The 26,931-nt window shown below is 42.4% G+C and carries 29 protein-coding genes; 11 read left to right on the top strand and 18 right to left on the bottom strand.

Translation table 11 applies throughout. From position 1 onward, the window contains the following. Positions 1–9: 9 nt before the first annotated feature. Positions 10–558, bottom strand: a complete 549-nt coding sequence (gldI, locus tag FG28_RS00750) for a gliding motility-associated peptidyl-prolyl isomerase GldI (protein ID WP_036379116.1) — start codon at positions 556–558, stop codon at positions 10–12. Beyond that, positions 555–1,571, bottom strand: coding sequence for a bifunctional oligoribonuclease/PAP phosphatase NrnA (locus FG28_RS00745; RefSeq protein ID WP_036379115.1), 1,017 nt, complete (start codon positions 1,569–1,571; stop codon positions 555–557). The genes gldI and FG28_RS00745 overlap by 4 nt, the downstream gene beginning before the upstream one ends. 75 nt (positions 1,572–1,646) lie before the next feature. Here FG28_RS00745 and FG28_RS00740 point away from each other — a divergent pair, with 75 nt between their 5' ends. Together FG28_RS00740 and FG28_RS00735 are read left to right on the top strand one after the other, a co-directional pair. After that, positions 1,647–2,660 carry an alkaline phosphatase D family protein gene (locus FG28_RS00740; RefSeq protein WP_036385954.1) on the top strand — a complete coding sequence of 338 codons (1,014 nt, stop codon included), beginning with the start codon at positions 1,647–1,649 and terminating at the stop codon, positions 2,658–2,660. A 50-nt stretch (positions 2,661–2,710) separates the two neighbouring features. Further along, positions 2,711–3,130, top strand: a complete 420-nt coding sequence (locus tag FG28_RS00735) for a nucleoside-diphosphate kinase (protein ID WP_036379113.1) — start codon at positions 2,711–2,713, stop codon at positions 3,128–3,130. A 124-nt stretch (positions 3,131–3,254) separates the two neighbouring features. On the opposite strand, the gene FG28_RS19960 is transcribed toward FG28_RS00735, so the two are convergent. From FG28_RS19960 to recF, 5 genes are all read right to left on the bottom strand, one after another. Further along, complete coding sequence (locus tag FG28_RS19960) at positions 3,255–5,591, bottom strand: BspA family leucine-rich repeat surface protein (RefSeq protein WP_197062529.1); 2,337 nt, start codon at positions 5,589–5,591, stop codon at positions 3,255–3,257. Positions 5,592–5,743: 152 nt separating this feature from the next. Then, a complete protein-coding gene (locus tag FG28_RS00725; RefSeq protein WP_036379112.1) occupies positions 5,744–6,274 on the bottom strand; it encodes a GNAT family N-acetyltransferase in 531 nt (176 codons plus the stop codon). Positions 6,275–6,295: 21 nt separating this feature from the next. Next, positions 6,296–6,592: a DUF721 domain-containing protein gene (locus FG28_RS00720; RefSeq protein WP_036379111.1), complete on the bottom strand. Its 297-nt coding sequence runs from the start codon at positions 6,590–6,592 to the stop codon at positions 6,296–6,298. Then, positions 6,592–7,014: a hypothetical protein gene (locus FG28_RS00715; protein WP_036379110.1), complete on the bottom strand. Its 423-nt coding sequence runs from the start codon at positions 7,012–7,014 to the stop codon at positions 6,592–6,594. The genes FG28_RS00720 and FG28_RS00715 overlap by 1 nt, the downstream gene beginning before the upstream one ends. A gap of 1 nt (position 7,015) precedes the next feature. Next, a complete protein-coding gene (gene recF / locus FG28_RS00710) occupies positions 7,016–8,095 on the bottom strand; it encodes a DNA replication/repair protein RecF (RefSeq protein ID WP_036379108.1) in 1,080 nt (359 codons plus the stop codon). Positions 8,096–8,221: 126 nt separating this feature from the next. Between recF and FG28_RS00705 the strand changes: the two genes are divergently transcribed. From FG28_RS00705 to FG28_RS00675, 7 genes are all read left to right on the top strand, one after another. Continuing rightward, entirely contained in the window at positions 8,222–8,983 is a 762-nt protein-coding gene (locus tag FG28_RS00705) for a tetratricopeptide repeat protein (protein ID WP_036379107.1), read from the top strand. Positions 8,984–8,986: 3 nt separating this feature from the next. Beyond that, positions 8,987–9,469, top strand: a complete 483-nt coding sequence (gene ribH, locus FG28_RS00700) for a 6,7-dimethyl-8-ribityllumazine synthase (RefSeq protein ID WP_036379106.1) — start codon at positions 8,987–8,989, stop codon at positions 9,467–9,469. Positions 9,470–9,861: 392 nt separating this feature from the next. Beyond that, entirely contained in the window at positions 9,862–9,987 is a 126-nt protein-coding gene (locus FG28_RS21075) for a hypothetical protein (protein ID WP_316930835.1), read from the top strand. Continuing rightward, a complete protein-coding gene (mutL, locus tag FG28_RS00690; RefSeq protein ID WP_036379104.1) occupies positions 9,987–11,837 on the top strand; it encodes a DNA mismatch repair endonuclease MutL in 1,851 nt (616 codons plus the stop codon). Before FG28_RS21075 ends, mutL begins: the two co-directional genes overlap by 1 nt. Beyond that, positions 11,837–12,571, top strand: a complete 735-nt coding sequence (locus FG28_RS00685; protein WP_036379103.1) for a rhomboid family intramembrane serine protease — start codon at positions 11,837–11,839, stop codon at positions 12,569–12,571. The genes mutL and FG28_RS00685 overlap by 1 nt, the downstream gene beginning before the upstream one ends. Before the next feature lie 3 nt (positions 12,572–12,574). After that, positions 12,575–13,438 (top strand): rhomboid family intramembrane serine protease, encoded by an 864-nt coding sequence (locus tag FG28_RS00680; RefSeq protein WP_036379101.1) that lies wholly within the window; start codon positions 12,575–12,577, stop codon positions 13,436–13,438. 3 nt (positions 13,439–13,441) lie between these two features. Then, positions 13,442–14,479: an endonuclease/exonuclease/phosphatase family protein gene (locus FG28_RS00675; RefSeq protein ID WP_051947132.1), complete on the top strand. Its 1,038-nt coding sequence runs from the start codon at positions 13,442–13,444 to the stop codon at positions 14,477–14,479. Here the strand turns inward: FG28_RS00675 and FG28_RS00670 are convergent. The 11 genes from FG28_RS00670 to udk form a co-directional block, all read right to left on the bottom strand. Further along, a complete protein-coding gene (locus tag FG28_RS00670) occupies positions 14,465–14,776 on the bottom strand; it encodes a DUF6122 family protein (protein ID WP_036379100.1) in 312 nt (103 codons plus the stop codon). The genes FG28_RS00675 and FG28_RS00670 overlap by 15 nt on opposite strands. Then, positions 14,769–15,416 carry a WbqC family protein gene (locus FG28_RS00665; RefSeq protein ID WP_036379099.1) on the bottom strand — a complete coding sequence of 216 codons (648 nt, stop codon included), beginning with the start codon at positions 15,414–15,416 and terminating at the stop codon, positions 14,769–14,771. The genes FG28_RS00670 and FG28_RS00665 overlap by 8 nt, the downstream gene beginning before the upstream one ends. A gap of 11 nt (positions 15,417–15,427) precedes the next feature. Continuing rightward, the gene (lepB, locus tag FG28_RS00660; RefSeq protein WP_036379098.1) at positions 15,428–17,173 is read right to left on the bottom strand and encodes a signal peptidase I; all 1,746 of its coding nucleotides are present in this window, start codon (positions 17,171–17,173) and stop codon (positions 15,428–15,430) included. Between the two features lie 48 nt (positions 17,174–17,221). Next, entirely contained in the window at positions 17,222–17,923 is a 702-nt protein-coding gene (gene dapB / locus FG28_RS00655; protein ID WP_036379097.1) for a 4-hydroxy-tetrahydrodipicolinate reductase, read from the bottom strand. Between the two features lie 3 nt (positions 17,924–17,926). Then, on the bottom strand, positions 17,927–18,583 hold the full coding sequence (locus tag FG28_RS00650; protein WP_036379096.1) for a DUF5683 domain-containing protein: 657 nt from the start codon (positions 18,581–18,583) through the stop codon (positions 17,927–17,929). Further along, entirely contained in the window at positions 18,576–19,481 is a 906-nt protein-coding gene (locus FG28_RS00645; RefSeq protein ID WP_036379094.1) for a ParB/RepB/Spo0J family partition protein, read from the bottom strand. The genes FG28_RS00650 and FG28_RS00645 overlap by 8 nt, the downstream gene beginning before the upstream one ends. Further along, complete coding sequence (locus tag FG28_RS00640; protein WP_036379093.1) at positions 19,482–20,255, bottom strand: ParA family protein; 774 nt, start codon at positions 20,253–20,255, stop codon at positions 19,482–19,484. It abuts the gene before it with no gap. Between the two features lie 134 nt (positions 20,256–20,389). Then, positions 20,390–22,477: a methylmalonyl-CoA mutase gene (gene scpA, locus FG28_RS00635; protein WP_036379092.1), complete on the bottom strand. Its 2,088-nt coding sequence runs from the start codon at positions 22,475–22,477 to the stop codon at positions 20,390–20,392. After that, positions 22,470–23,867, bottom strand: coding sequence for a methylmalonyl-CoA mutase subunit beta (locus FG28_RS00630; RefSeq protein ID WP_036379091.1), 1,398 nt, complete (start codon positions 23,865–23,867; stop codon positions 22,470–22,472). The genes scpA and FG28_RS00630 overlap by 8 nt, the downstream gene beginning before the upstream one ends. Then, complete coding sequence (locus FG28_RS00625; RefSeq protein ID WP_036379090.1) at positions 23,860–24,192, bottom strand: septum formation initiator family protein; 333 nt, start codon at positions 24,190–24,192, stop codon at positions 23,860–23,862. Before FG28_RS00625 ends, FG28_RS00630 begins: the two co-directional genes overlap by 8 nt. Positions 24,193–24,194: 2 nt before the next feature. After that, complete coding sequence (udk, locus tag FG28_RS00620) at positions 24,195–24,803, bottom strand: uridine kinase (RefSeq protein ID WP_036379088.1); 609 nt, start codon at positions 24,801–24,803, stop codon at positions 24,195–24,197. Between the two features lie 176 nt (positions 24,804–24,979). Between udk and FG28_RS00615 the strand changes: the two genes are divergently transcribed. Both FG28_RS00615 and accC read left to right on the top strand, forming a co-directional pair. Further along, the gene (locus tag FG28_RS00615; RefSeq protein ID WP_081894162.1) at positions 24,980–25,480 is read left to right on the top strand and encodes an acetyl-CoA carboxylase biotin carboxyl carrier protein subunit; all 501 of its coding nucleotides are present in this window, start codon (positions 24,980–24,982) and stop codon (positions 25,478–25,480) included. Between the two features lie 6 nt (positions 25,481–25,486). Further along, on the top strand, positions 25,487–26,929 hold the full coding sequence (accC, locus tag FG28_RS00610) for an acetyl-CoA carboxylase biotin carboxylase subunit (protein ID WP_036379086.1): 1,443 nt from the start codon (positions 25,487–25,489) through the stop codon (positions 26,927–26,929). Positions 26,930–26,931: the final 2 nt, after the last annotated feature.

Raw genomic sequence — 26,931 nt, 5'->3', positions numbered from 1 at the left:
CTATGCGTTTTAATTTATACTGTCTTTATTAATAATGATTGTGTGGAGTTCCACTGATGATTTTATGGGAGTCCGCGGCGCTATGGCATTATTGTCCCCTTGATAACCGTATGCTTGCAATGAAGGGAACACAAAAGTGGCCTTTTCGCTTATTTTAAGCAATTTCACCGCATTTTGCAGCCCTGGAAATAGTTGCTGTTTGTCCACCACATGCGATGTTGGTCCAATTTCCTCCGCACTGTAAATGGTATCATTGTTCAATGACATAACATTGTACGAGAACAAAATTTGGTCATTTGTTTGCGGCAAATAGGTGGCCGTATCGTTTTTGGTTTCAAAATAGTACCAAAACCCATTGGGACTCGTCAAATACGCGTGAATTGTATCCTTGGCAATCAATTCCTGAATTAATTTCTCCTCTTTGGCCAACAACGCTTTGTTCCTTTCCACGGATTCCTTAAAAAAGCTTCCGGATTTTACCTCCACGGGTCTGCGGGGTTCTGGGCCTCCACAGCTCAAGTAAAACAATGCCAATAAAAGAATCAGGACTGGTCTCATGGATTCAATTCACTTTTATAGTTTTTCAAGATGGTATTGAAACGTTCCACCGTTTCCGTCATGGATAGGTCACTTTTTCCACCGGCAGCGTTGTCATGTCCACCGCCATCAAAATGTTCACGTGCAAACTTGTTTACGGAGAAATCTCCAACGGAACGCAATGAAATCTTGATGATGCCCTCTTCCTTGTTTTCAATAAAAATCAAGGCAAAAATAATGCCTTCCAGTGTTAAACCATAGTTTACGAACCCCTCCGTGTCCCCTTTTTTAAAATCGTGCTGGTCCAATTCCTCTTGGGTCAAGGTGATATAAGCCGTTCTGTATTCTGGTAGAATCACCATATTGCTGAGTGCAACGCCCAACAAGTGCAGGCGTGAAGGCGAATTGGTATCAAAAACCTGACGGTGGATTTCCATGTTATCCGCTCCTTTGTCAATTAGGTCGGCCACCACCCGATGGGTCTGACTTGAAGTGGAGCGATACTTAAATGAACCTGTATCCGTCATAATGCCCGCGTACAGGTTGGTGGCAATGTCGGCCGTAATGGTATCGTTATGCCCTAAATACCCAATGAAATTATAGACCATTTCACAGGTGGAACTCATGGATACATCAGAATAGGTCACCTTGGCATAATCATGCGGTTGTTGATGATGGTCGATCATAATAAAATCTGCTTGTTTTTCTTTCAAAACAGATTCCATTTGGCCAGTTCGGGACAAATCATTGAAATCCAATGTAAAAATTACCGATGCTTCGTCCAGAAGTTTTTTTGCCTCTTGGTTCTCCCATTCAAAATTGATGACCTCTTGGTTTCCGGGCATCCACTTTAAAAATTTTGGATAATCATTAGGGGAGACCACATGGGCCGTTTGCCCAATTCCCTTTAAAAAACCACAAAGGCCCAAGCAAGCGCCCATGGCATCACCATCGGGGTTTTTATGGGGTACAATTACGATTTTTTGAGGCTGGGAAAGAATCGACTTAACTGTCGTGATATCCGCTAAATTCATGCGGCCAAATATACAATAATATAATATAGAGGTAACTTGTCGTGCCCTATTTTTGTTTTTCGAAAAATCATGGGAATGAGACTTTTTTCCTTTTTATTGTGCACGATTGTGCTCTTTTTGGGATGCAAACCGAAAAATAGTCCAACGAATGCCACTTTTGTAGTGGCCTTTGGTTCTTGTAATATGTCTCAGGAGCCGAACCCATTTTGGGATGATATTTTGGCGGCAAAACCGGATGTTTGGATTTGGGGTGGCGATATCGTCTATGCGGATACGGATAATATTGAAAGATTAAGGGCCATATATGCCCAACAGGATACGGTTAAGGGCTATGCGGCATTGAAGGCAGAGGTTCCTATTATAGGTACTTGGGATGATCACGATTTTGGGGTCAATGATGGCGGTGCTGAGTTTGCTGTGAAAAAGGAAAGCCTGCAGGTGTTTTTGGATTTTATGGGGGCGCCCAAAGATAGTGAGCGAAGGAGTCAAGAAGGGGTTTATACTTCGCATGACTATGAAACCCCCGAGGGAAAAGTTAAAATCTTGATTTTGGACACGCGTTATTTTAGAAGCGAATTGGTGAGGGACGAAAACCCTGACCGAAGATACAAACCCAACAGGGATGAAGAGGCTACGGTTCTTGGTGAAGGGCAGTGGAAGTGGTTGCAAACAGAATTGAACAATTCTGATGCCGATTTTAATCTGATTATGTCCAGTATCCAGTTTTTATCAGGAGAGCATGGATTTGAAACTTGGGGCAATTTTCCCAAGGAAGTGGAAAAGCTTGAAAATATGATTGTGGACTCCAAAGCAAAGGGGGTGATGGTCTTATCGGGAGACCGACATATCTCCGAGTTTTCTAAAAAAGTACTTCCCGGTATGCCCTATCCATTGATTGACTTCACCAGTAGTGGCCTCACCCATTCGTATTTTAGTTTTAGTGGAGAACCGAATCGGTATCGGGTAGGGGAGGTGGTTTCCAGTAAAAGCTATGGAACCATTACCATAAATTTTAAAAATAAAAAAGTCGATTTTAAGATAATGGGTGATGATGGGGTGGTCTTACAGGGATTAAAACAGACCTATTAAGCCTTGCCCGTTATGTGAAAAAGCGTACTTTTGCGCAAAATTTAAAGTAAATGACTGGAAATAGAACGTTTACCATGATCAAGCCCGATGCCGTTGAGAATGGGTACATTGGTGCGATTTTGGAAAAAATAACGGCTGCTGGATTCAAGATTGTAGCCATGAAGTACACACAGTTGAGCAAAAGGGATGCCGAGGAATTCTATGCCATCCACAAAGAGCGTCCATTTTTTGGGGAGTTGGTAGAATTTATGACCCGTGGCCCCATTGTAGCTGCCATTTTGGAAAAAGACAACGCCGTTGATGATTTTAGAGCATTGATCGGTGCTACCAACCCAGCCGAAGCTGCTGAAGGTACCATCCGTAAATTATACGCAAATGACATCGCAGAGAATGCTGTTCACGGTTCTGACAGCGATGATAATGCAGCCATAGAAGGTGCTTTCCATTTTTCAGGAAGGGAAGTATTTTAATTGAAAATGAAAATTATAGGGAAAGCCACTCAATTTGAGTGGCTTTTTTTATCCCATACCTCCTGCCTGTCTAGAAGGTAGGAAGTGTGGAATTTTACACTAATAAATGGTCATACTATTACTATCAATTGCAAATGTTGGTTCCCCCCGCGTCCTCAATGGTCCATCCATAATCATTGACCAATAAATCGCGAGCATCTTGGGTCATTTGTGAACTACAATATTGAATTCCTTGGGCACCCAAAGCAATATTATAAGGTCCATTATTATTGCTCACAAATGTAACCCACCCTTCCAGCGTAGCTGCATAGTTGTTTGGCGACATCCCCGAATTTTTAAAAAAATCAGTCATTCCATTGTTAATTTGTGTTACACTACCAATATCCCAACCACCTAGATTTTGATTAAAGGAATCTGCAGAATTAAATATTCTATACATGTCGATAACGTTGCCAGTATCCCAATGACTAATATCTTGATTAAAGGAATCCGCATCCAAGAACATACCGGACATGTCGATAACATTCACAGTATTCCATTCACTTATATCTTGATTAAAGGAAGAAGCTACTGCAAACATCAAGCCCATTGTTTCCACATTGCCAACATTCCAATTCCCGATATCTTGATTGAATGATGTGGCTAATTGAAACATACCGGTCATATCAATTACACTTGAAACATCCCAACCCTCAATATTTTGGTTGAAGGATGTTGCATAGGCAAACATGCCGCTCATATCGAGTACGTTAGAGACATTCCAACTCCCAATATTATGATTGAACATGGTGCTACGGAACATGTTTTCCATATTAGTTACATTACCCACATTCCAATTTCCAATGTCTTGATTAAACATACTTGCTGAATAAAACATATGGGACATATCGGTGACGTTACCAACATTCCACCCGCTGATATTGCTGTTAAAGGTTCTTGCATTATAGAACATATATGACATATCGGTGACGTTGCTTACGTTCCACTCACTAAGATCACTATTTAAGTAATAAGCATGATGAAACATGTATGACATATCGGTGACATTACTCACATCCCATTGACTTAAATCCCCATTAATCTTATTATTTGTGGCAACTGGAGAATAAAACATATAGGACATATCTGCTACTTGTGAAAGATTGGGAGCATCTTCAGCATTGATTTGTAGGTTTAAACAGAACTCAAAAGATCGCTGCATGCTCTCCCACTCAATAAATCCCCATTGTTCTACAGATTTAATGCTGGTATTTGAAGCATCATCTTGATACATGGCAATAGTAGGGAAATCACCCAGTATAGCTACAGTATGAATTCCTTGGTTGACATAGGTATGTTGAATATATGTATTGTCAGTAATGTTTTCTACCGTACCATCTCCCCAATTGATATTAAAATTATAATTGTAACCTGGATTCAGCCCAATTCTGATAGATTCGTTGGCGATAGTAGTTTCCCAAGTGGTCACGAAAGAGGCAGGGTCATTCGGGTTAGCTTCGACCACCTCAGTTACATTGACCATTACAGGAACTGTAACCGCTTCATTGGTGCCATCATCTACCGCTACCGTAATTTCATGAAACTGCGCCGCCTCAAAGTCTAGATTTTGCCCATCTGCGAGACTCAGTTCGCCTGATTCAGTTATTTCGAACAGGTTGTTCTCGTCCTCGGTAATGGAGAAGACTAGTTGATTGTTCTCAGGATCACTGGCCACTACAGTTCCTATCACATGGGTATCATCTATATCCTCGGGCACTTCAAATTCGAGTCCTGTAACAAATTCTGGGGCCTCATTGACATTTTGAACCATTATGGTTATTGTGGTGTCAGTGCTGTTATTTCCGTCTGATACATTTACTGTAATGGTATGTTCTTCTTTTTCCTCAAAGTCTAACATCTGACCCTCCATCAAGCTGAGGTCACCGCTCTCGGTAATTTCAAACAGGTCACTGTCATTTTCAGAAATGGTAAAAATGAGATTATCTCCTTCCGGGTCGGTTGCATCTACGGCACCTATTACAGTGGTATGGAGAATATCTTCGGTCGCGTCAAAGGTCTGATTCTCAATTTCTGGGGCTAGGTTTTCTGTATCAACTTTTACCACATTGATGGTGATGTCGGCTTCTGCACTAACCGTCCCATCCGAGACACTTACCTTGAGGTTGCGCCGGGAGGCTGTGGCAAAGTCCAAGCTCCTGCCCTGGACAAGGCTGAGGGCACCTTCATCGGTAATCTCAAAAAAATCATCACTGTTCTTGGCTATGCTAAAGCTGAGCGCATCGTCATCTTCATCAGTAGCTTTTACCATTCCAATAGTTTTAGTATCACTTATGGACTCGCTGGCACTAAAGTTCTGTGCCTTGATTACTGGTGGGTTGTTTTCCGATAGTTCTGCACTTTCTTCCTTGTCACAAGCTAGAATTGCTAGTGAAAGAAGAATCAAATAAAGTAGGTTTTTCATTTTCATCCTTTTTGGTTTTTAATTACACGATTGTAATAAACACCTATTTAGATGAGGTTTTAAGGAAGGATTGACGGATGGTCTATATGAATTGATACTTTATGTAAGCTGATTACAAAACAGGAACTACGATTGGGATTGACAGATACCCGTTATGACTTGATAGATGGATTTTTTTTGTTGGAGAAAAGTAGCATTTCCTGACTTCCTGTTTTTGGTGTAATGGTTCCAACGTTTTGCAAGCCAATTTTTTCAAGTAATCTGCATGATTTTCCATTGGTTGGCAATACAATGGCAAAAACACATTCGAGTTTTAGTGCAGACTCAGCATGGTTCATTAAGGCATTGCAGGCTTCCAACATCAATCCTTGACCTTCAAATTCCTGAAGTAGTGCAAAACCAATGTCAGGATGGTCCAAATAATCACGCTGCAAAAATCCGCAGAGTCCTATGGGAGAAAGAGTAGGTTTTAAACAAATTTTATAGAGTCCAAAGCCATTCTTTTCATAAGAACCGATTAGACTATCGTCAATATAGGTCAAGGCCTGTTTCTTTGTTTTTACGCCTTTGTCACCAATAAATTTTAGCCAGGTAGCACTGTTCAGTAACTGGAAGATAAAATCAGCATCGTCGCGGTCTGCTTTCGCAATATGCAGCCGCTCGGTCTTTAGGATGGTTTTCACAGCATTTTGGAATACAAAGATTTAACGGAGCACCAATTTCTTCACCAATTCCCGGCCCAATTCTTCATTGATCATGGAAATGATTTTGGTCTTGCCCAAACTCAATTCTTCCCGGAGTACCGAAGACGAGAGGGAAACAAATAATGTCTCATTTTTAAGCTCAACGCCAGTGGTGTAGTTGTTCACCCCATTCCCCATCAAATTGGCCCACGCTTCCCGCGCATCTACCTTGTCCATACCTTTTTGGAGCTTATTTTCTTTGATGAATTCGTTCAACGCTTCGCTTAAAGGTAAATTGGAATTTTGTCGTTTGGCCATTATTTTGGGATTTTAATGGGTTCAAATCGCTTGTAGAAATAGGTGATTCCTTCTTGGTTGATAACAGCAAACGAAGTGGAATCCAACTTAACCAAAGTCTCTTCCCAATCGCTAAAATCGTTCTGATAGTGCATAGCAAAACCATTGCTCACCTCAGTGACCGAAAATTTCTCGGTATCGTTGGAAGTGGTGTAACTGCCATCAAACTTGGGCTGCATTTTTTTCCGATAACCTTCGTTTCCCTTCAGTTGAATAAAATCAATGCTGGGGTTAATCCCATATTCTTTTACACTGCCATCGGGGAACACCACCTCATCAATTTCCCAATAACCGTTCAAACAATGAAGGTCTGCTTCGGCTACCGAGGTTTTCTTGCAGCCCATAACCATCAAAATCAGCAAAAAGGGAAGAATTCGAGACATATTACAAGGTAAAGATTTTATAGCTCTGGTGAATGGTTTTAACAACATTTTCCGTGCGTTCAGCATGGGTATCACTAATAAAAATTTGTCCAAAATTCTCATTTTTCACCAACCCAACAATATGAGAGACCCGGTTCTCATCAAGCTTATCAAAAATATCATCCAACAACAAAATGGGAGTGGTACTTGCCAATTCTTTGATAAAGTGGAACTGCGCCAGTTTCAGCGCGATCAAAAACGACTTTTGCTGTCCCTGGCTTCCAAATTTTTTAATGGGATGTCCCGCAATGGTAAAGTTCAAATCGTCTTTATGGATACCCGCCGAAGTATATTGCAAAGCCCTGTCCTTATCCACATTGCTTTCCAATAGCTTTAAAAGGTTTCCTTCGGAAAGTTGGCTGTCGTAGGATAGCATGATTTCCTCGTTTTTGTCCGAAATATGGGCATACTGCTCTTGGAAAATCGGGACAAAAGAGGCAATGAAGGCTGTTCGTTTTTTATGGATTTCCGTTCCCAGAAGGTGCAACTGCTCATTGTAAATGGCCAAGGTGTTCGGGTCGAAGGTATGGTTGGCCACAAAATACTTCAGTAACGAATTGCGCTGCACCAGCACTTTGTTGTATTTGATAAGGGCCTGCAAATAGGCTTTGTCTGACTGCGAAATGACCCCATCCATGAATTTTCGTCGCGTATCGCTTCCCTCAAGGATAAGGTCACGATCCGAAGGTGAGATGATGACCAAAGGTAAAAATCCAATGTGTTCGGAGAACTTTTCATAGGCCTTTCCGTTGCGTTTAATGACCTTTTTGGTGCCTTTTTTAAAGCTGCAGAGTATTTTTTCGGTCCGTTCTTCCTTTTCAAATTCCCCTTCCACCACAAAAAAATCGGTATCGTGTTTTATGTTTTGGGTAGATACCGGATTAAAATAGCTCTTGCCAAAACAAAGGTGGTAAATGGCGTCCAAAATGTTGGTCTTTCCCACACCATTATCGCCCACAAGACAGTTGATCACAGGGTCAAAATCCAGCGACTTGGAATCAAAATTTTTGTAATTGACTAAAGATAAATGCCTTAAAAACATAAAAAGTTGATGGAACTACGTGATTTTTAGGGTTTGGCAATCGATTAAAGATTCCAAAAATAACGAATAAATTGCCTTTTGGTTTTGGATAAAAACTTTATTTTTGCGCGACCAATTAAATGACGCATGGCAACATACAAGAAGAGAGGCTTTAAGCCAAAAAATAAGGCTGAAGAGGCTCAAGTTGAAGAACATGACAGTACAACCGCCGAGGTTTTCCATACCTTGGACGAGAGTGCTTCCAAGACTGAAGCGTGGGTTCAGAAGAACCAAAATTATATTTTGGGAGTAATTGGGGCCGTAGCCATTGGGGTGTTGGCCTACTTGGCGTACCACCAATTCATTCAGAAACCAAAAGAGGCCTCTGCGGCCAACGAGCTTTTCTATCCACAACAATATTTTGACCAAGCTTTGGCCAGTGAGACCGCCAAGGATTCCTTGTTTACTTTGGCATTGAATGGCGCTGAAGGGAAATATGGATTTTTGGACATTATTGAGGAATACAGCGGTACCAAAGCAGCCAATTTGGCGGAATATTCTGCGGGAATGACCTATTTGAACCTTCAGCAGTATGGTGAAGCAATTTCCCATTTGGAGAATTTTTCATCGGATGATGCCATTATGGGCGCCATGGCCAAAGGAGGAATCGGTGATGCATTCTCACAGTTAAACCAGCCTGAAGATGCTTTGGACTACTACGAAAAAGCAATTGCCCATAGCGATAATGAATTCACTACGCCCAGATTTTTGTACAAAGCAGGGGTGGTTGCCATGGAAATGGACCAGAAAGAAAAGGCATTGGGGTATTTTGAACGTATCAAGGAAGAATATCCAAAATCCCCTGAGGGCATCGGTATCGATGGTCTTATTGGATTGGCCCAAAACTAAACTATGGCCACCGAGAACAAGAATTTATCTGTTTACGATAAGACTAAAATCCCAAATGCGAAGGACCTTCGGTTTGGGATTGTTGTTTCTGAATGGAATGGCGAGATTACTTCAGCGCTTGCACAAGGTGCTTACGATACTTTAATTGATTGTGGAGCCAGGGCAGAAAATATCCTTAAATGGGATGTTCCGGGCAGTTTTGAACTCATCTTCGGAAGCAAAAAAATGATCAAGACCCAAAAAGTGGATGCAATCATTGCCATTGGAAGCGTAATCCGAGGAGAGACCAGTCATTTCGATTTTGTCTGCAGTGCCGCCGCCCAAGGCATCAAAGATTTGAATGTCGCCTACGACGTCCCTGTAATTTTCTGTGTTTTGACCGACGATACCATGCAGCAGGCCAAAGACCGTAGTGGTGGTAAACATGGCAACAAAGGAACGGAAGCCGCTATTGCGGCGATACAGATGGCGGTATTGGGTAAGTAAACGTAAACCCAAGATTAAGTTCAAGTACAAGTTCAATAACCAAGAACAAACATCTGGCTATTTCTTACTTTTGGACACTTGAATTAGTTGGAATATTGGATTGTTGATTTTTTTGAGCTTGAGCTTTTTCCTTGTACTTGAACTTGTCTCATTCTGTTAACATTTTTTGGGAGCCGTCCCCAACGCCTTTTTTCTATTTTGAGTACCTTTGAAGTTACACGGAAAAGGATACCATGCGAAACCCTTTAAAGCTCAGAAAAAATAAGTCGTTCAATTATTCACCACGTTATTACAAGGGCGATGGCAATCCTTTTAAAATAGAACACAAACTAGATAAATTTCGGAGTACTGCAAATACAAAAAGGGGACTAAAAAATAAAGTTAACTCTGCGATGGATGACCTAAAGGTGGAAGGGGATAAAAACTTAAAACTTCGTTTTGTCATCATCGTGGCCATTTTGGTGTTACTGTTTCTCTTTGTAATTGACTTTGATTTATCGATATTCCTAAATCCATAATGGCCGACATCATTAAACTTTTACCGGACCATGTTGCCAATCAAATTGCAGCAGGGGAGGTGGTTCAACGGCCAGCTTCTGTGGTGAAGGAATTGTTGGAAAATGCCATTGACGCAGGATCTACTGTCATTAAATTGATTGTAAAAGATGGTGGAAAAGCATTGATTCAGGTGGTGGATGATGGGATTGGGATGAGCGAAACGGACGCCCGATTATCTTTTGAACGACATGCTACATCGAAAATATCCTCCGCACAAGATTTGTTCAATTTACAGACCAAAGGTTTTCGCGGAGAAGCTTTGGCTTCCATTGCGGCCATTGCCCATGTGGATATGCAGACCCGAACCGAATCCAAAGAAGTGGGTACCCATATCAAGATTGAAGGAAGCAAGATTGTTTTGCAGGATGTGGTAGCCACACCCGTGGGAACCTCCCTATCGGTGAAAAATCTCTTTTTCAATATTCCAGCGCGACGTAATTTTTTGAAATCAAATCAGGTGGAGTTGCGGCATATTACCGACGAGTTCCATCGTGTGGCCCTGGTGCATCCGAATATAGAGTTTCATTTTTACAACAATGGCTCTGAAATTTTCAACCTTCCGAAGACAAGGCATCGCCAACGTATTGCCCATATTTTTGGAAGCAAGATGGAAAGCCGTTTGGTGCCTGTTAACGAGGAGACCGAAGTGGTGAAAATATCGGGATTCATCTGCAAGCCCGAATTCGCCAAAAAGAGCAGGGGAGAACAGTTTTTCTTTGCCAACAATCGATTTATCAAGAGTCCGTATTTGCACCACGCTGTGGTGGCTGCTTTTGAGGGACTCATCAAGCAAGATATGTACCCGGGCTACTTTTTGTATTTAGATGTGGATCCGTCCTCCATCGATATCAACATTCACCCCACAAAGACCGAAGTAAAGTTTGATGATGAGAATACGCTGTATGCCATTCTTCGTTCTACCATAAAACACAGTTTGGGTCAGTTTAATGTGGCCCCGGTCTTGGATTTTGACCATGACCCCAATTTGGATACACCGTATGCATACAAGGAAAGGGGCGCAACATTGCCCAAAGTTACTGTGGACCCTACCTTCAATCCGTTTCAAGAAGGTTTGGGACAACGAGGTGGTGGCGGAGGTAGTTTTCAAAAAAAGAGCAGCAAAGGATGGGAAGGATTGTATGAAGGTCTTGAAAAGGATGTGGACATTGAAGAGTTCAGTAGTATTGCCATTGAATCAGAAGGAGCTGTGCAAGGAAGCATCTATACCGATGACCATCAGGAAGGGCATTTGGCCGCAACCTTTCAATTACGGCGAAAATATGTGGTGAGTACGGTTAAATCGGGAATGTTGGTGATTCACCAGAAAAGGGCCCATGAGCGTATCCTTTTTGAAAAATTTTTGGGTGAAATCACCGTAAAGGAGGGGGTGAGCCAGCAACTTTTATTTCCATTGGAACTTACCTTTAGCAAACAGGAATTGGCCATATTGAAAGAAATCAAGGATAGCCTGACAAACATTGGCTTTGCCTTTGAAAGTTTGGAAGAGGAAACTGTAAAAGTGACAGGCGTTCCACTGGTGGTCCCAGAAAGTGGGATTGGCACGGTATTGGATCGCTTGATAGCGGATTATAAGGAGGGGTACGCGGATGGTTCCCTCTCACAGGCCGAAGTGCTGGCAAAGGTCCTGTCCAAAAACTTGGCCGTACGGACCGGGGAATTTCTGGATCAAGAATCACAGCAAGCATTGGTGAACAATTTGTTTGCCTGCAAGGAACCCACGTTGAGTCCGTTTCAAAAATTGACATACACCATTATTTCCGAAGGAGATATCGATAAAAAATTTAGCTAATGGGTAGAATGACCGAGGCAGTAAAGCACCTATTGATCATTAATGTGATCCTGTTTTTTGCCACACAATTGTATGGAGAGCAAATGTTCCAATGGCTGGCACTTTGGTTTCCCAAGAACGGTAATTTTGAATGGTGGCAGGTGGTGAGTCATATGTTCATGCATGGTGGACTGATGCATATTTTGTTCAATATGTATGCTTTGTGGGCTTTTGGGACCCCTTTGGAGCGAATGTGGGGCAGGAACAAGTTCCTTTTCTTTTATTTTTCGGCCGGATTGGGTTCTGCAATGCTTCATACCGGGGTAAACTATTATTTTTTCAGTGAAGGCTTGAATGCCTTGGAAAGTGCAGGAATAGCCAAAGCGCAAGTGATGGACATCATCTCTAGCGGGCAATACAGCCCAGATTGGTACAATGTTGTGCCAAGAAGTACTGTGGATACCATGCTCACTGCCTTCAATACCCCGGCAGTTGGAGCATCGGGGGCTATTTATGGGGTGTTGGTAGCTTTCGCTTTTGTATATTCCGAAGCAAAACTGATGTTGATATTTCTACCTGTACCCATTAAAGCCAAATATTTTGTACCCTTATTGATTGCGGGGGATTTAATTTTTGGTATCAGTAATGTGAATACCGGAGTGGCGCACTTTGCACATATTGGAGGCGCACTGATTGGATTTATTATGATGTGGTACTGGAAAAAGAACCAGTTTAACAATAACCGTTGGAATTGACCTATGGCGAGTAGAGGAATACAGTATTATATGGCACGGATGAATGTCGCTGAAAAGCTGATAGCCATTAATGTGCTGATTTTTATTTTGGATGGACTGTCCATGGCACTTTTGGGTTATTCCGTGTCGCAATGGTTCCATTTGCCCAAGGGTTTTATGGATTTCTTCGGTCAGCCATGGTCTTTGGTGACCTATTCCTTTTTTCACGGGGGACTGGGGCATATTTTTTGGAATATGCTCATGTTGTACTTTACCGGAAGAATCTTTCTCAATCTTTTTGATGCCCAACGATTTATCAATGTCTATTTTTTAGGGGTTATCGTTGGTGGGCTGGTATTTCTGCTTAGCTATAATGTATTTCCAACGCTATTAAATGCAAATACCGCCTTGATTGGCGCCTCGGCAGGGGTTACAGCAGTATTGATTTTTATTTGTGCCTATATCCCCAATCAAGAGGTTAGAATCATATTCTTTAACGTGAAGCTTTGGTATGTGGGTGCATTTTTTGTGTTGGTAGATTTGATACAGATTCCCTATGGCGGAAATATAGGAGGTAGATTGGCCCATTTGGGCGGTGCCTTTTTGGGCTATATGTATGCTAGGCAATTGCTGAATGGGAGGGACATTGGTTCAGGGTTTACCAAATTATGGAATGCCATCGCCCAACTCTTTAAGCCCAAAGAGAAGAAGGCGCCCATGAAAACGGTGTATAGAAAAAATGCAACCAAAAAGAGTGCTGCGGAATACGACAAGGAAGCCCGTCAGCGCAAAATAGATACCATTTTGGATAAGATTAGTAAATCGGGCTATGAAAGTCTGTCCAAGCAAGAAAAAGATTTTTTGTTCAAAGCAGGTAAGGAAGATTGATTTGTGGCAAAAACAACATCCATAGTAGACGGAATCGTATTTGCAATCAACATATTGATTGCTTTTTTCTTGTTGATTACCTCTGTATCATCGTATTTGACGTTTCAGGTGATTCCAATGTTTTCTGTACTGAGCTTGTTTGTGCCCCTACTTTTTGCCCTTAATCTTTTGTTTGCAGGATACTGGATCTATAAAAGAAAAAAGAAATTCTTGTTGTCATTGGTTACTTTGATCATTGGTTACTTTGTTTTTGGTTCATTTTATGGGATGGGAAATGAAGCAGGTGAAGTGGCGTCGTCAGACCTAAGAATTATGACCTACAATGTACGGGGATTTGACAAATATGGTTGGAGCAAAGATCCGAATACCGGGGATCGAATTATAGAGTTTATAAAAAATGAGGATCCCGATATCATCTGTGTACAAGAACACGATAGTAGGCGGTACAAACAATTGGAGCAATACCCGTATGGAAGGGAAATTCAATATTCTACCGAGGGTAAATCCGTTCAGACTATCCTCTCAAAATATCCCATAGTGGACCATGGTTCGTTAGATCTTCCCTATACGGCAAATAATATTGTGTTTGCGGATATTCTTTACAGGGAGGATACTATAAGGGTGTATAATCTGCATCTACAATCTTTTAAGATTATTCCATCAAAAAGGACATTTGCAGATGGAGCACAATCAGAGAAAAACTATAAACGATTGGTCAGTACATTTAATAAACAGTTGGAGCAGGCCAAAATTTTTGATGAACACTTGAAACAAAGCACCCATACCAATATTGTTTGTGGGGATTTTAACAACACCCAATTTTCCAACGTATACAAGATTGTAAAAGGGGATTTAAACGATACATTTTTGGAAAAAGGAGCCGGTTTTGGACGAACATACGATTTATGGAAAATTCCACTTCGAATTGATTACATCTTAACCGACCCTGTTTTTGAGGTTGTTTCCCATGTAAATTTCAACGAAGAATTATCCGATCATTACCCAGTCATGGCCACGTTACGATTTTCACCGGAGCAATAGGCAATCCACCAAATCGGCTATGATGTGGATTATGAGTGCCAACCCAATAATTCGGGTGATTTTAAAGAAGGGAAGGATACAATATACCAAAATGGCCCAGTACGAATGCAGGAGATGAAAACCAATACTACAGCGATTGGGATCGAACAGGGGTTCTGCCCAAAGGTGGTCCACATCTATTAAAATGCCGGCCAAAAGAATAAGCGCAACTTTTATTCTCTGCTCCTTAAAAAAGAAATAAGCAATGAGAATGGGCACTAAAAAATGGATGCCGTAGTGTATGATATGCCTATACATCCAAAAATTCCAAAGATTGATTTTTTAGAAAGAAAACTGTATTGGTCCCTTCATTGAACAAAAGGTCCAAGATACTTAGATTGGGGATAAATCCATGGCGTTCCCCAAAAACCTGTATGTAGGGTTTCATTTTTATGGGAAGCTCCTTTTTGGCCTCTACCAAAAAACGGGCATTAAAATAGTCCTTTGGTTGAAGTTCATAAGATGAAGTCTTGTTCATGGAAAATTCCAGTCCCAAGCAATTGGATATAGCCTGTATGGTCTTAAGGTTAAATTCGTACAATGATGTTTCATTTCCCTTGTATAACGGTCTTATATCATCTTCATAAAACTCAAAGAAAGGGGAGGTTCTATAGGCCGTTTCCAAGGTTCGCCAATGTACCTTTTTCCAATCGTAGGTGTTGTCTAGTTCAACGTCGATATATTTCTGGCGACCTTCATGTCCTCCCACATGTTTTATGGGAATGTTGAGCATGTGTTTTCCCTTATCGGTACAGATATAGCATCGATTCCGATAGGTTTGCTTCTGAAAATTATCATGAGCCTCCCAAATCACATCCTTTTGCACCAATGCAGCAAAAGTGGCGATACTTGGAAAATAGGTGGGATGGATTACTATTTGTTGACTTGTTGATTCGATAATCGTATAGGTTAGCCATTTTCTTTTTTCTTCTTACGTTTTCTAAAGAAGTCAAATATAAACCAACCCACAATCAAAGCAACAAAGTACCATCGGTACGATACGGGCTCACCACTTCCGCCCACGGTAGTGAAAACTCGCTCCCAACGGGGTCTCCAATTGGCAATGCCTTCTGTAAAGTTGTCAAAGCTCATCCAAAGGAAAACCGGTTTACCCACAATATGGTCGGCGGGCACGTAGCCCCAGGTCCTACTATCTTCTGAGTGGTCCCTGTTGTCGCCCATCATCCAATAATAGTCCTGTTTAAAAGTGTAGGAGTTGGCTTCCTTACCATTAATGAAAACTTTTTGCCCAGTTACTTTTACATCATTGTGCTCGTAATCCCGGATAATTTTCTTGTATAGGGGGATTGTTTTAGCGTTGATTTCGACCGTTGCACCTGCTTCCGGAATATAAATCGGCCCAAAATTATCATTGTTCCAAGGGTAAAGGTTTGGTTTTTGAGGGAAGGCTCCACCATACATGCCTTTGGGCTCTTCGGTTTTTACCACCGAATCAATTGCGGAGTTTTCCCGAAGTTTTGCTACCATTTCATCGGTCATGTTGGCAATTCTGGAACGTGGCTTTTCCTCGGTCAGGGAGAGTCTTAGCTGTCGGATGACATCAATGGTGATACCATCCTCATCCGCAAGAAGTTCTATTTTGCCATCTTGGGTCCTGTTGGCCCCAAGCACAAAAGGCATAAGGGCATTATATTGGCTTTGATTGAGTGTTCCGGATATGTAGGTTCTCAAATAGTCCGATGCATCAACCTCCTCCAACAATCGACTTGAGACTCCATTTTTGGCATAAATCTCATAGTCGTACATGGGCTTTGCCCTGTCGGACAATTTCAGTCGAGTTCCATTAATATGGACATAACCATCAATCACCGCAAGTGAATCGCCTGGAGTACCCACACAACGTTTAACGTAGTTAGATTTTTTGTCGATGGGTTTTATTACCGCTTTTTGCGCCTTGAAGAACTGGTACAGCGTATCAGATGGAAGACTGAACACCACAATGTCGTTTTTCTTTACCCTTTCGAAACCGGGTAATCGCATGTAGGGCAACTGCAGTTTGTTGATCCAAGAAGTTTTATAGGTCTCTGGACTAACATCGGCCAAATAGGACCTTGTCTTAAAGATGGGGAGTGTATCATGCACCATGGGAGCGGCCAAGGTGGTCAAGGGTACACGGGCTCCGTAATGGAACTTGCTCACAAAGAGAAAATCCCCAACCCTGAGGGTACGTTCCAAAGAGCCGGTGGGTATCACATACGGCTGAATGAAATAAGTATGCACAAGTGTCGCCGCCACAATGGCAAAGACAATGGAGCTTACCCATTCCCCCAATCCCGTGCGGGGCTTAAGGCTTCGGTCTTCAATATAGGTGACATCTTCAACATAGTTTATATAGAAGATGTAAAGGCCGAGGGTAAGAATCACCAACCAAGTATCCAAAAGGGTGTTCTTGCCGAAGCTTCGGATAGTTTCCACCCACACTACGGGAATCATCAACAAATTGATGATGGGAATGAACATCAATATCACCCACCACCAAGGGCGGTTTATGATTTTCATTAAAACAATACCGTTATAGATTGGAATTGCAGCTTCCCATGCTTTTCGCCCTGCTTTGATGTAGAGCTTCCAAGTTCCCAAAAAATGGATGACCTGGATGATCAAAATAAAAATGATCCACTGTGTGCCGTTCATGTGAAAATTTCTTAGTTAGACTGTTTGTCTAAGTTGTTGTTACGTTTTTTAGCTTAGGTTTAACACATCTTTCATGGAGAAAACCCCTGTTTTTCCTTGAATCCATTCCGCGGCAATGACAGCTCCCAAGGCAAATCCCTCACGATTGTGTGCCGTATGTTTTATTTCAATACTGTCAACATCGCTGTCATACGAAATGCTATGCGTTCCCGGAACCATACCTTCCCGTTTTGATATAATGGGTATGATTTTGTCACCAGACTCCTCCAACTGCCATTGGGTATACGCCGTGTTCTTGATAATGCCTTCGGCCAAGGTAATGGCGGTCCCACTGGGGGCGTCCAATTTTTGGGTATGATGGATTTCTTCCATGGACACTTTATACTGTTGTAAACTGGACATCATTTTGGCCAAATGCGCGTTCAATTCAAAAAAGATGTTCACACCCAAACTAAAGTTTGATGCATAGATAAAGGCACTCTTGTTTTTTTGGCACAGATCCACGGCTTCATTGTATTGGGACAACCAACCCGTTGTGCCACAAATCACCGGAACCCCATTCTCAAAACAACCGGTAATGTTATCAAAAGCTGCATCCGGGGTGCTAAAGTCGATGGCAACATCCATAGCGGCGTAATCTATGTCGGTGGTATCCAAATCTACCTTGGCAACAATGTCATGGCCTCTACCTTGGGCAATTTCGGCAATCATCTTGCCCATTTTGCCATAACCGAACAAACCTATCCTCATATTTTAAAATTTTACGACCAGTGCCATCCCATAGTTGGGTTGGTTGGTAACCGGGTTCAAATCCAAGTAGGGTTTAAAATCCATCGATAGATTATCATCCACATTGTATTGTTTTAAATGCGCATCCACGTTGGCATCAATAATGTTCAAAGCATACATGGCTATGGTGATCACCAAGGCCAAATCCCTGTCCCGCTGCCGGGCTTCCTGAGCATCTTGCAAGGCCTCATCCGATACGTCTGGGCCACTTCCATCCCCATTTATATCAAAAAACTCATCATCTTCAAATCCGGCAAGCCTTCTTTTAAAAGCGTCCCTTGCTCTTTTGTATTCGGTGTTATTAAAGGAATAGACATAGATGCCCGTTCCTATGGCACCATATACAATGGGCACTTTCCAATAACGCTTGTTGTAAATCTGACCCAATCCGGGAAGTATGGCGGAATAAAATGCGGCCTTGCTGGGGGCCAATGGATTAATTCGTTTTTTTTCATAGGTGACCTCCTGAATGGTAATTCCCTCACCTTCCAGATTTTGGGCCAAAGAATCCACAGCAGTGGGTTGTGGCTGCGCCTCTACTTCTTTTTCTTCATCTTCTTGGGAAAATCCAACGTGAAGAAACAGTAAAAAAAAGAACAACAAAAGGAGGTTTTTATTCACCTGTCATTATTTTTTTGATACGCTGGAATTCTTCTTCGGAGTGGAATGGAATCACAATTTTACCTTTTCCGTTTGCGGAAGCGGTAATGTCCACTTTTGTGGAAAGATGTTCTTTTAGGACATCGGCACCCTTGGTCACAAAGCTGGGTACTTTTTTAGCCTCTTTTTTTCCAGAACCGGATTCAATTTTAGGCTCTTTCAGGGATTTTACCAATCGTTCCGTTTCACGTACAGAAAGACCATCGGAAACCACTTTTTCGTAAACAGAAATTTGTTCTTTCTTCTTTTCTATGTTGATTAGGGCCCGTCCATGTCCCATGCTGATGAAGCCGTCCCGCATTCCAGTTTGGATAATGGGGTGCAATTTCAAAAGTCGCAGGTAATTGGTAATGGTGGAGCGTTTTTTTCCGACACGGTCACTCAATTTTTCTTGGGTGATTTGGATTTCATCAATAAGCCGTTGATAGGAAAGGGCAATTTCGATGGGGTCTAAATCCTGCCGTTGGATGTTTTCCACCAAAGCCATTTCCAAGGACTCTTGGTCATTGGCAATTCGAATGTAGGCGGGAATGGTCTCCAAGCCCACCAATTTGGAGGCACGGAACCTTCGTTCTCCGGATACCAGTTGAAACTTGTTGAAATCGAGCTTACGAACGGTTATGGGTTGAATGATGCCCAATTCCCGAATGGAACTGGCCAATTCTTCCAAAGCTTCATCATTAAAGTTGGAACGGGGCTGAAAGGGATTCGTCTCAATGGAATCGATATCCAATTCCACCACATTTCCTATGACCTGGTCCGCATTTTTGTCCGAAACGGATTGAATATCGTTCTCGGGGTCTTTCAATAGAGCGGACAGGCCTCTTCCCAAAGCCTGTTTTTTGGTTGCTTTCGCCATCTAAACTTTCTCCTTGTTTTTCTTTAAAATTTCATTGGCCAAGTTAAGGTAATTGGAGGCCCCTTTACTACTGGCATCATATTTTATGATGCTTTCTCCATAACTTGGTGCTTCACTCAGCCTAACATTTCGTTGAATGATGGTGTCGAACACCATATCGGCAAAGTGTTTCTTTACTTCTTCAACAACTTGGTTGGATAAACGCAATCTAGAATCGTACATGGTCAGCAGCATGCCTTCAATGTCCAAATCGTTGTTGTGTATTTTTTGTACGCTTTTTACGGTGTTCAACAATTTGCCGAGACCTTCTAGCGCAAAATATTCGCACTGAATGGGAATCATCACAGAATCTGCCGCAGTAAGTGCGTTCAAGGTGAGCAATCCCAAAGATGGGGCACAGTCAATTAGTACATAATCGTAGCGGTCCCCCAAATTTTTAAGAGCTTCCTTAAGCATGTATTCCCGGTTATCCTTGTCCACCAATTCAATCTCGATGGCCACAAGGTCTATGTGCGCCGGGACCAAATCAACGTTGGGGGAATCGGTCTGGATGATGACATCTTCCACACGCATGGTGTGTTCCAAAAGCTGATAGGTTCCGTGTTCCACAGAATCCACATCAATACCTAAACCGGATGTGGCATTTGCCTGGGGGTCGGCGTCAATCAGCAACACTTTCTTTTCCAAAACTCCAAGGGAGGCAGCCAAGTTTACCGTAGTGGTTGTTTTGCCCACACCGCCCTTTTGGTTTGCAATAGCAATAATCTTGCCCATTTCATAGTAAGTTAGGTGCTAAAAATACGATTATTTAGGATGCCAAAAAATGTATTTTGTTAACAGAGGGTGAATAACTGGGGCATTCTGCGTTAAAGAAAGTTAAAGTTATATTTATTAGATCGTTATGGGGCTCAATCCATCAAAATCGTTAAGATTTCGATGGCGGCATCACTGATTTTTGTACCTGGTCCAAAAACGGCCACCGCGCCCTTGTCCAATAAATGTTTATAATCCTGTTTTGGAATAACGCCGCCTACAATGACCATAATATCCTCCCGGCCTTGTTTTTTCAACTCCTGGATCACCTCAGGAACCAAGGTTTTATGGCCCCCGGCCAAGGATGAAATACCTAGAATGTGTACATCGTTTTCCACGGCTTGTTTGGCCACTTCGGATGGGGTTTGGAACAAAGGACCGATATCCACGTCAAAACCAAGGTCAGCATAGCCTGTTGCCACCACTTTTGCCCCACGGTCATGTCCGTCCTGTCCCATTTTAGCCACCATGATGCGTGGTCTCCGACCTTCTTGCAAAGCGAATTCATCGGCCATTTTTCGGGCCTTTTCAAAACTCTTGTCGTCTTTGATTTCTTTGGAATACACTCCGGTAAACGATTGAATTTTTGCTTTATAACGTCCAAACGCACTTTCCATGGCATCGCTGATTTCGCCTAAGGTGGCACGTGCTTTGGCTGCTTGTACCGCTAAAGCTAACAAATTTCCACGGTCAGATTCGTTTTGGGTGGCTTTTTTGGCGGCGATTCGGATGGCTTCCAAGGTTTTTTCAACTTCGGATGCATTCCGCGAGGATTTTATACGTTGCAAACGCTCCATTTGTTGTTTGCGGACCTTTGCGTTGTCCACCTCCAAAATTTGAAGGTCATCCTCATTCTCCAATCGGTATTTGTTCACCCCAACAATCACATCTTGGTTGCTATCAATTCGGGCTTGTTTTTTTGCGGCTGCTTCCTCAATCCGCATTTTGGGGATACCCTCCTCAATCGCCTTGGTCATTCCTCCCAGTTTTTCAACCTCCTCAATCAATTTCCAAGCTTCTTCTGCAATTTCCTGGGTTAATTTTTCCACTACGTGGCTTCCGGCCCAAGGGTCAACGGTGCGAGTGATATTCGTTTCTTGCTGTAAATAAATCTGGGTATTTCGGGCAATTCGGGCTGAGAAATCGGTGGGTAGGGCAATGGCTTCATCCAACGCATTGGTATGCAAACTCTGCGTACCACCAAAAGCAGCTGCCATGGCCTCGATGGTGGTTCGGGCTACATTGTTGAATGGATCTTGCTCGGTTAAACTCCAACCACTGGTCTGACTGTGGGTACGGAGCATGAGTGATTTTTCATTTTTGGGATTGAACTGCTTTACCAACTTGGCCCAAAGCATCCGACCGGCCCGCATTTTGGCAATTTCTGTAAAATGATTCATCCCAATGCCCCAGAAAAACGAAAGTCGGGGGGCAAATTCATCGATTTTCAATCCCGCTTTGATTCCCGTGCGAATGTATTCAATCCCATCGGCCAAGGTATAGGCCAATTCCATGGCGGCCGGGGCACCTGCTTCGTGCATGTGGTATCCCGAAATGCTGATGCTGTTGAATCGCGGCATATGTTGACTGGCAAACTCAAAAATATCGGCTACAATTTGCATGGAAGGAGTAGGCGGGTAGATGTAGGTGTTCCGAACCATGAACTCCTTTAAAATATCATTTTGAATGGTCCCTGAAAGTTGCTCCATGGGTACGCCTTGCTCCTCAGCAGCAACAATATAAAAAGCCATGATGGGAATAACGGCGCCGTTCATGGTCATAGATACTGACATCTGGTCCAGGGGGATGCCATCGAACAAAATTTTCATATCCTCAACCGAATCGATAGCGACCCCAGCTTTTCCAACATCACCTACAACACGCCCATTATCAGAATCATAACCGCGATGTGTGGGAAGGTCAAATGCCACTGAAAGTCCCTTTTGGCCTGCCTCCAAATTTCTTCGGTAGAAAGCGTTACTTTCTTCGGCAGTTGAGAATCCCGCATATTGACGGATGGTCCAAGGTCTACGCACGTACATGGTGGAGTAGGGGCCACGTAAGAATGGGGAGATTCCAGCAGCAAAATCAGAGTGACTGAAGTTTTGAGTTTTGAGTTTTGAGTTTTGAATATTGCTGAACTCTGAACTCAACTCCAACTGTTGAAGGTCTTTTCTACTCATCATCCAATCTTTTTTGTTCGAGAGTTTCTGCCAATCGTTTTTCGATGATAGGCTCGATTAAGGTTTTTCTGGGCTGGGTTTTTACAAAAGGATACAACTCCAGATTTTCCTTCATGCGGTCCTGCTTGTTTTGGAATTTGTTGGTCCCGACGAGAACGAGTTGGGCTTCATCAAACCATTGTTGTTCCTTGGCAGCACTTTCCTTGATTTTTTGCTGGATGGTTCCCTTTTTCATGGCATCCAAAAAGCCTCCTGATTTCTCAATCTGTTTAAAAAGTGCGAGCGCCTTTTCAGCCAATTGCTGTGTTAACGATTCAATATAATAGGCTCCTTCGGAAATTTGGGAAGCTTCTTTAAGATAACTTTCCTCCTTTAGCAACAATAATTGATTTCGTGCAATGCGCTCTCCAAATTCATTGTCCTTGTGATAGATGGCATCGTACGGAAGATTGCAGACCGTATCGGCTCCACCTAAAATCGCGGACATGCTCTCCGATGTAGTGCGGAGCAGATTTACATTATAATCGTAGAGTGTTTTGTTCCGTTTGGAAGGTACGGCCATAATGTGGCAATCATTCCCAATGCCATATTCCGCTGCCAAACTGTTCCATAACCAACGCAGTGCCCTTAGTTTGGCTATTTCAAAGAAATAATTGCCGCCAACGGCTGCTTTAAAGGTGATTGGAAAATGTCCCTCGACTCCGCTCGGGATACTTTTACTAAAATGATTTAGGTATTCGTTGGCATGGGCCAAACCATAGGCCAATTGTTGCACCATATTGGCTCCCGCATTCTGGTAGAGTGAAATATCAACACCAATGGCATTGACACCCTCTATTTTTGAAGTGATGGTGTGGATTTCTTTCAAAATGGCATGGTCTTTCCGCATGTCATGGAACCAATTTCCGCTTCGGGCGAGATTTCCAATAAGGTCTAAACTCAGATGAACTTGGGTCGTTTTGGTCCCAATATAGGCCATCAGTTTTTTGATGGGCTGCACGGCCAAAAACTGAAAATTGAAATGAAGTGGTGTGGTTTTCAAATCAATTCCATTCAGTAAGGTGGCAAAGTCGATATCCGTATTTGGAACGGTAAAAATCAAACTTTCCACCCCTTTTTTCAGGATTTCCAAAGCTTTGGTGTTAGCTTTATTGGCATCTCCCGTATAAATGGTCTGGGCAATGCTCCAACTATGATTTTCAGGAAGATTAAAGGTTTTTAGTCCATCTATATCTTCAGAATTATAAAACGGCTTTGTTTTGATGCCCTCCAAGGATTCCCATACCAAGGTGTCATTGTAATCCGCACCCTTGAGGTCAAATTGAATCTTTTGTTTCCACTGTTTTGCGGAAATTGGGGGAAACTCGTCAAACAAACCGATATTACTCATCTTTTTTGTTTTTTAAGCTGTCTTCATATTCAATAAGGAAAATCTCTTCGCCTTCTTTTTTCATATAATATTTTTCTCGGGCGAATTTTTCAAGCTCTTCTTTATCCGATAGGGTTTCAAGAACCTTTTTATCCTTTTCAATCTCGCCTTTCAAAAATTCTTTTTGTTCTTCCAGTTTTTTGATTTCCCTACGGAGTTCTAAATGGATCAACAGCGAATTCGTATCAAAAAAGGCCATCCAAATCACAAAGATGGTCAATACCAAAATATACATATTGGTCATGATCTTGAACCATTTTTTCTTTCGCAATTCCTTTAGTCCCATGCCTATACCAATTTGTTATTGATAATGGTCCTGACCATATCCACCGCAACGGTGTTGTAATGGTTATTGGGGATGATGATGTCCGCAAACTCCTTGGACGGTTCAATGAACTGTTGGTGCATGGGTTTTACCGCGGTCTGGTAGCGGGTCAATACTTTTTCAAGGTCATGGCCCCTTTCGCGAATGTCACGCTGCAACCTCCGTATCAATCGTTCATCCGAATCCGCATGCACGTATATTTTAATATCGAACATATCCCGTAATTGCGGATTGCTCAGCACCAAAATACCCTCCACGATCATCACCTTTCTTGGAGGCGTGGAAAGGGTTTCATCCAATCGGGTTTCTTCCACAAAGGAATATAAGGGAACATCCACTGTTTTTCCTTGTCGGAGTTCTTCCAAATGCGAAATCATAAGGTCAAAATCTATTGAATTGGGGTGGTCAAAATTGATTTTTCCCCGCTCCTCCCTGGTCAAATGTGAAAGATCGTTGTAATAGGAATCTTGGGAGATCACGCCTACTTCGTTCTCCGGCAATTGGTCCACAATTTGGTTGACAACCGTGGTTTTTCCACATCCTGTGCCCCCCGCTATCCCTAGGATCAGCATACAGATTATTTTAATCCCAAAAGTAAGCATTTGATAAGATTTGCGATCAACCAATGCTTTTGCATAGGTAGCACTGATTTTCTACAAATTGAATGACGGTTATCATAATCCCTAAAAGTTAATGGCAGTAGCTTTGTGAGGGTTTGATCATTAATCTTATATTTATCTAGTAACCCATGGCAACTTTTTTTATGGATAATTCATATTCGGTCAAGGTTGATGGCGATTTTGACTTTCCAATGTCTAAGGACGACATTTCCAATTTGGACATCGTCAAATCCGGCAATGACAGTTTTCATATTTTGAAAGATAGTACATCCTATCATGTTGAGATTATTTCAAGAGACTTTAACAAAGGATTGTATACGGTCAGTATCAATGGAAATGAACACGAGGTTTCCATTCAAACGCCCTTGGATGACCTTATCGAAAAAATGGGTTTTGCCACCAATGGTGCAAAGAACATCGATTCCATTTCCGCTCCCATGCCGGGATTGATTTTGGACATTTCCGTGGAAGAAGGTCAAGAGGTGAAGGAAGACGAGCAGCTTTTGGTTTTGGAAGCCATGAAAATGGAAAATATTATTACCTCCCCCCGAAATGGTATCATCAAAAAAATTGCCGTGAAGCAAGGTGACGCCGTGGACAAAAAACAGCTTTTGATTGAATTTCAATAAAACATCATGAAAAAAATATTGATAGCCAACCGAGGCGAAATTGCGGTTCGCGTCATGAAAACCGCTAAAAAAATGGGTATCCGAACCGTTGCGGTTTTTTCCGAAGTGGACAGAAATGCCCCTCATGTATTATTTGCAGATGAGGCCGTGTGCATAGGACCTGCGCCTTCCAACCAGTCCTATTTAAAAGGAGACAAAATCATTGAAGTGGCCAAAAAGCTCCATGTGGATGGAATTCACCCAGGCTACGGGTTTTTGAGTGAAAATGCTGACTTTGCAGAGGCTGTTGAAAAAAATGGATTGACATTCATCGGACCAAAATCCAAGGCCATCCGTATAATGGGAAGCAAATTGGCCGCCAAGGAAGCGGTGAAAAAATACAATATTCCAATGGTGCCTGGTATTGATGAAGCCATAACCGATGTGGCCAAGGCCCATGAGATTGCCAACGAAATTGGATATCCCATCCTGATTAAGGCCTCTGCAGGTGGCGGTGGAAAGGGTATGCGAATCGTGGAAAAAGAACAGGATCTCGAATCTGGAATGAAACGAGCCATTAGCGAGGCCACTTCCGCCTTTGGCGACGGTTCCGTTTTTGTGGAAAAATACGTGACCTCTCCGCGACACATCGAGGTACAGGTCATGGCTGATACCCACGGCAACGTGATCCATTTTTTTGAACGCGAGTGCAGCATACAGCGACGTCATCAAAAAGTGGTGGAGGAAGCACCTTCATCTATCCTTACCCCAGCACTTCGGGAAGAAATGGGCATTGCGGCCACCAAAGTGGCCAAAGCCTGTGATTATGTGGGTGCTGGTACGGTGGAATTTTTAATGGATGCTGACCACAACTTCTATTTTCTGGAAATGAATACCCGCCTGCAGGTGGAACATCCCGTTACGGAGCTGATCACTGGGGTTGATTTGGTGGAATTGCAAATAAAGGTGGCGCGAGGTGAAGCACTTCCCATAAAACAAGAGGACTTAAAAATTCATGGGCATGCATTGGAATTGCGCGTGTACGCGGAAGACCCCTTAAATGATTTTCTGCCCAGTGTAGGCAATTTGGAGACTTATCAATTGCCAATTGGGGAAGGCGTTCGGGTGGACAACGGTTTTCGGGAGGGTATGGACATTCCGATTTATTACGACCCCATGCTTTCCAAATTGATTACCTACGGTAAAACACGGGAAGAGGCCATGGAATTGATGTTGGAAGCAATTCAGAATTACAAGGTAAAGGGCGTACAGACCACTTTGCCCTTTGGAAGTTTTGTTTTTGCGCATGAAGCCTTTCGGTCTGGAAATTTTGACACCCATTTTGTAAAAGACCATTATTTTCCGGAAAAAATCCATCAAAAGAATGCCAAGGAAGCAGAAATAGCAGCTTTGGTTGCTATGCATCAATATCTTGAAGACAAAAAAATAATTCAAATCCCAATAAATTGAGT

Origin of the sequence: Muricauda sp. MAR_2010_75, from assembly GCF_000745185.1 — a bacterium.
In the GTDB taxonomy this organism is placed as follows: Bacteria; Bacteroidota; Bacteroidia; order Flavobacteriales; family Flavobacteriaceae; genus Flagellimonas.
This window is presented reverse-complemented; position numbering and strand designations above follow the sequence as displayed.

Bases quoted from the DNA above. Each gene is read 5' to 3' on its own strand.
- lepB (WP_036379098.1), bottom strand. From the start codon at position 17,173: ATGAACGGCACACAGTGGATCATTTTTATTTTGATCATCCAGGTCATC.
- FG28_RS21075 (WP_316930835.1), top strand. From the start codon at position 9,862: ATGGATGACCTAAAGGTGGAAGGGGATAAAAACTTAAAACTTCGTTTT.
- FG28_RS00745 (WP_036379115.1), bottom strand. From the start codon at position 1,571: ATGAATTTAGCGGATATCACGACAGTTAAGTCGATTCTTTCCCAGCCT.
- FG28_RS00685 (WP_036379103.1), top strand. From the start codon at position 11,837: ATGGGTAGAATGACCGAGGCAGTAAAGCACCTATTGATCATTAATGTG.
- FG28_RS00715 (WP_036379110.1), bottom strand. From the start codon at position 7,014: ATGTCTCGAATTCTTCCCTTTTTGCTGATTTTGATGGTTATGGGCTGC.
- mutL (WP_036379104.1), top strand. From the start codon at position 9,987: ATGGCCGACATCATTAAACTTTTACCGGACCATGTTGCCAATCAAATT.
- FG28_RS00640 (WP_036379093.1), bottom strand. From the start codon at position 20,255: ATGGGCAAGATTATTGCTATTGCAAACCAAAAGGGCGGTGTGGGCAAA.
- FG28_RS00680 (WP_036379101.1), top strand. From the start codon at position 12,575: ATGGCGAGTAGAGGAATACAGTATTATATGGCACGGATGAATGTCGCT.
- FG28_RS00740 (WP_036385954.1), top strand. From the start codon at position 1,647: ATGAGACTTTTTTCCTTTTTATTGTGCACGATTGTGCTCTTTTTGGGA.
- gldI (WP_036379116.1), bottom strand. From the start codon at position 558: ATGAGACCAGTCCTGATTCTTTTATTGGCATTGTTTTACTTGAGCTGT.
- FG28_RS00735 (WP_036379113.1), top strand. From the start codon at position 2,711: ATGACTGGAAATAGAACGTTTACCATGATCAAGCCCGATGCCGTTGAG.
- FG28_RS00630 (WP_036379091.1), bottom strand. From the start codon at position 23,867: ATGAGTAATATCGGTTTGTTTGACGAGTTTCCCCCAATTTCCGCAAAA.
- FG28_RS00670 (WP_036379100.1), bottom strand. From the start codon at position 14,776: ATGTATAGGCATATCATACACTACGGCATCCATTTTTTAGTGCCCATT.
- recF (WP_036379108.1), bottom strand. From the start codon at position 8,095: ATGTTTTTAAGGCATTTATCTTTAGTCAATTACAAAAATTTTGATTCC.
- FG28_RS00645 (WP_036379094.1), bottom strand. From the start codon at position 19,481: ATGGCGAAAGCAACCAAAAAACAGGCTTTGGGAAGAGGCCTGTCCGCT.
- FG28_RS00615 (WP_081894162.1), top strand. From the start codon at position 24,980: ATGGCAACTTTTTTTATGGATAATTCATATTCGGTCAAGGTTGATGGC.
- scpA (WP_036379092.1), bottom strand. From the start codon at position 22,477: ATGAGTAGAAAAGACCTTCAACAGTTGGAGTTGAGTTCAGAGTTCAGC.
- udk (WP_036379088.1), bottom strand. From the start codon at position 24,803: ATGCTGATCCTAGGGATAGCGGGGGGCACAGGATGTGGAAAAACCACG.
- FG28_RS00705 (WP_036379107.1), top strand. From the start codon at position 8,222: ATGGCAACATACAAGAAGAGAGGCTTTAAGCCAAAAAATAAGGCTGAA.
- accC (WP_036379086.1), top strand. From the start codon at position 25,487: ATGAAAAAAATATTGATAGCCAACCGAGGCGAAATTGCGGTTCGCGTC.
- ribH (WP_036379106.1), top strand. From the start codon at position 8,987: ATGGCCACCGAGAACAAGAATTTATCTGTTTACGATAAGACTAAAATC.
- FG28_RS00720 (WP_036379111.1), bottom strand. From the start codon at position 6,592: ATGGCCAAACGACAAAATTCCAATTTACCTTTAAGCGAAGCGTTGAAC.
- dapB (WP_036379097.1), bottom strand. From the start codon at position 17,923: ATGAGGATAGGTTTGTTCGGTTATGGCAAAATGGGCAAGATGATTGCC.
- FG28_RS19960 (WP_197062529.1), bottom strand. From the start codon at position 5,591: ATGAAAAACCTACTTTATTTGATTCTTCTTTCACTAGCAATTCTAGCT.
- FG28_RS00625 (WP_036379090.1), bottom strand. From the start codon at position 24,192: ATGGGACTAAAGGAATTGCGAAAGAAAAAATGGTTCAAGATCATGACC.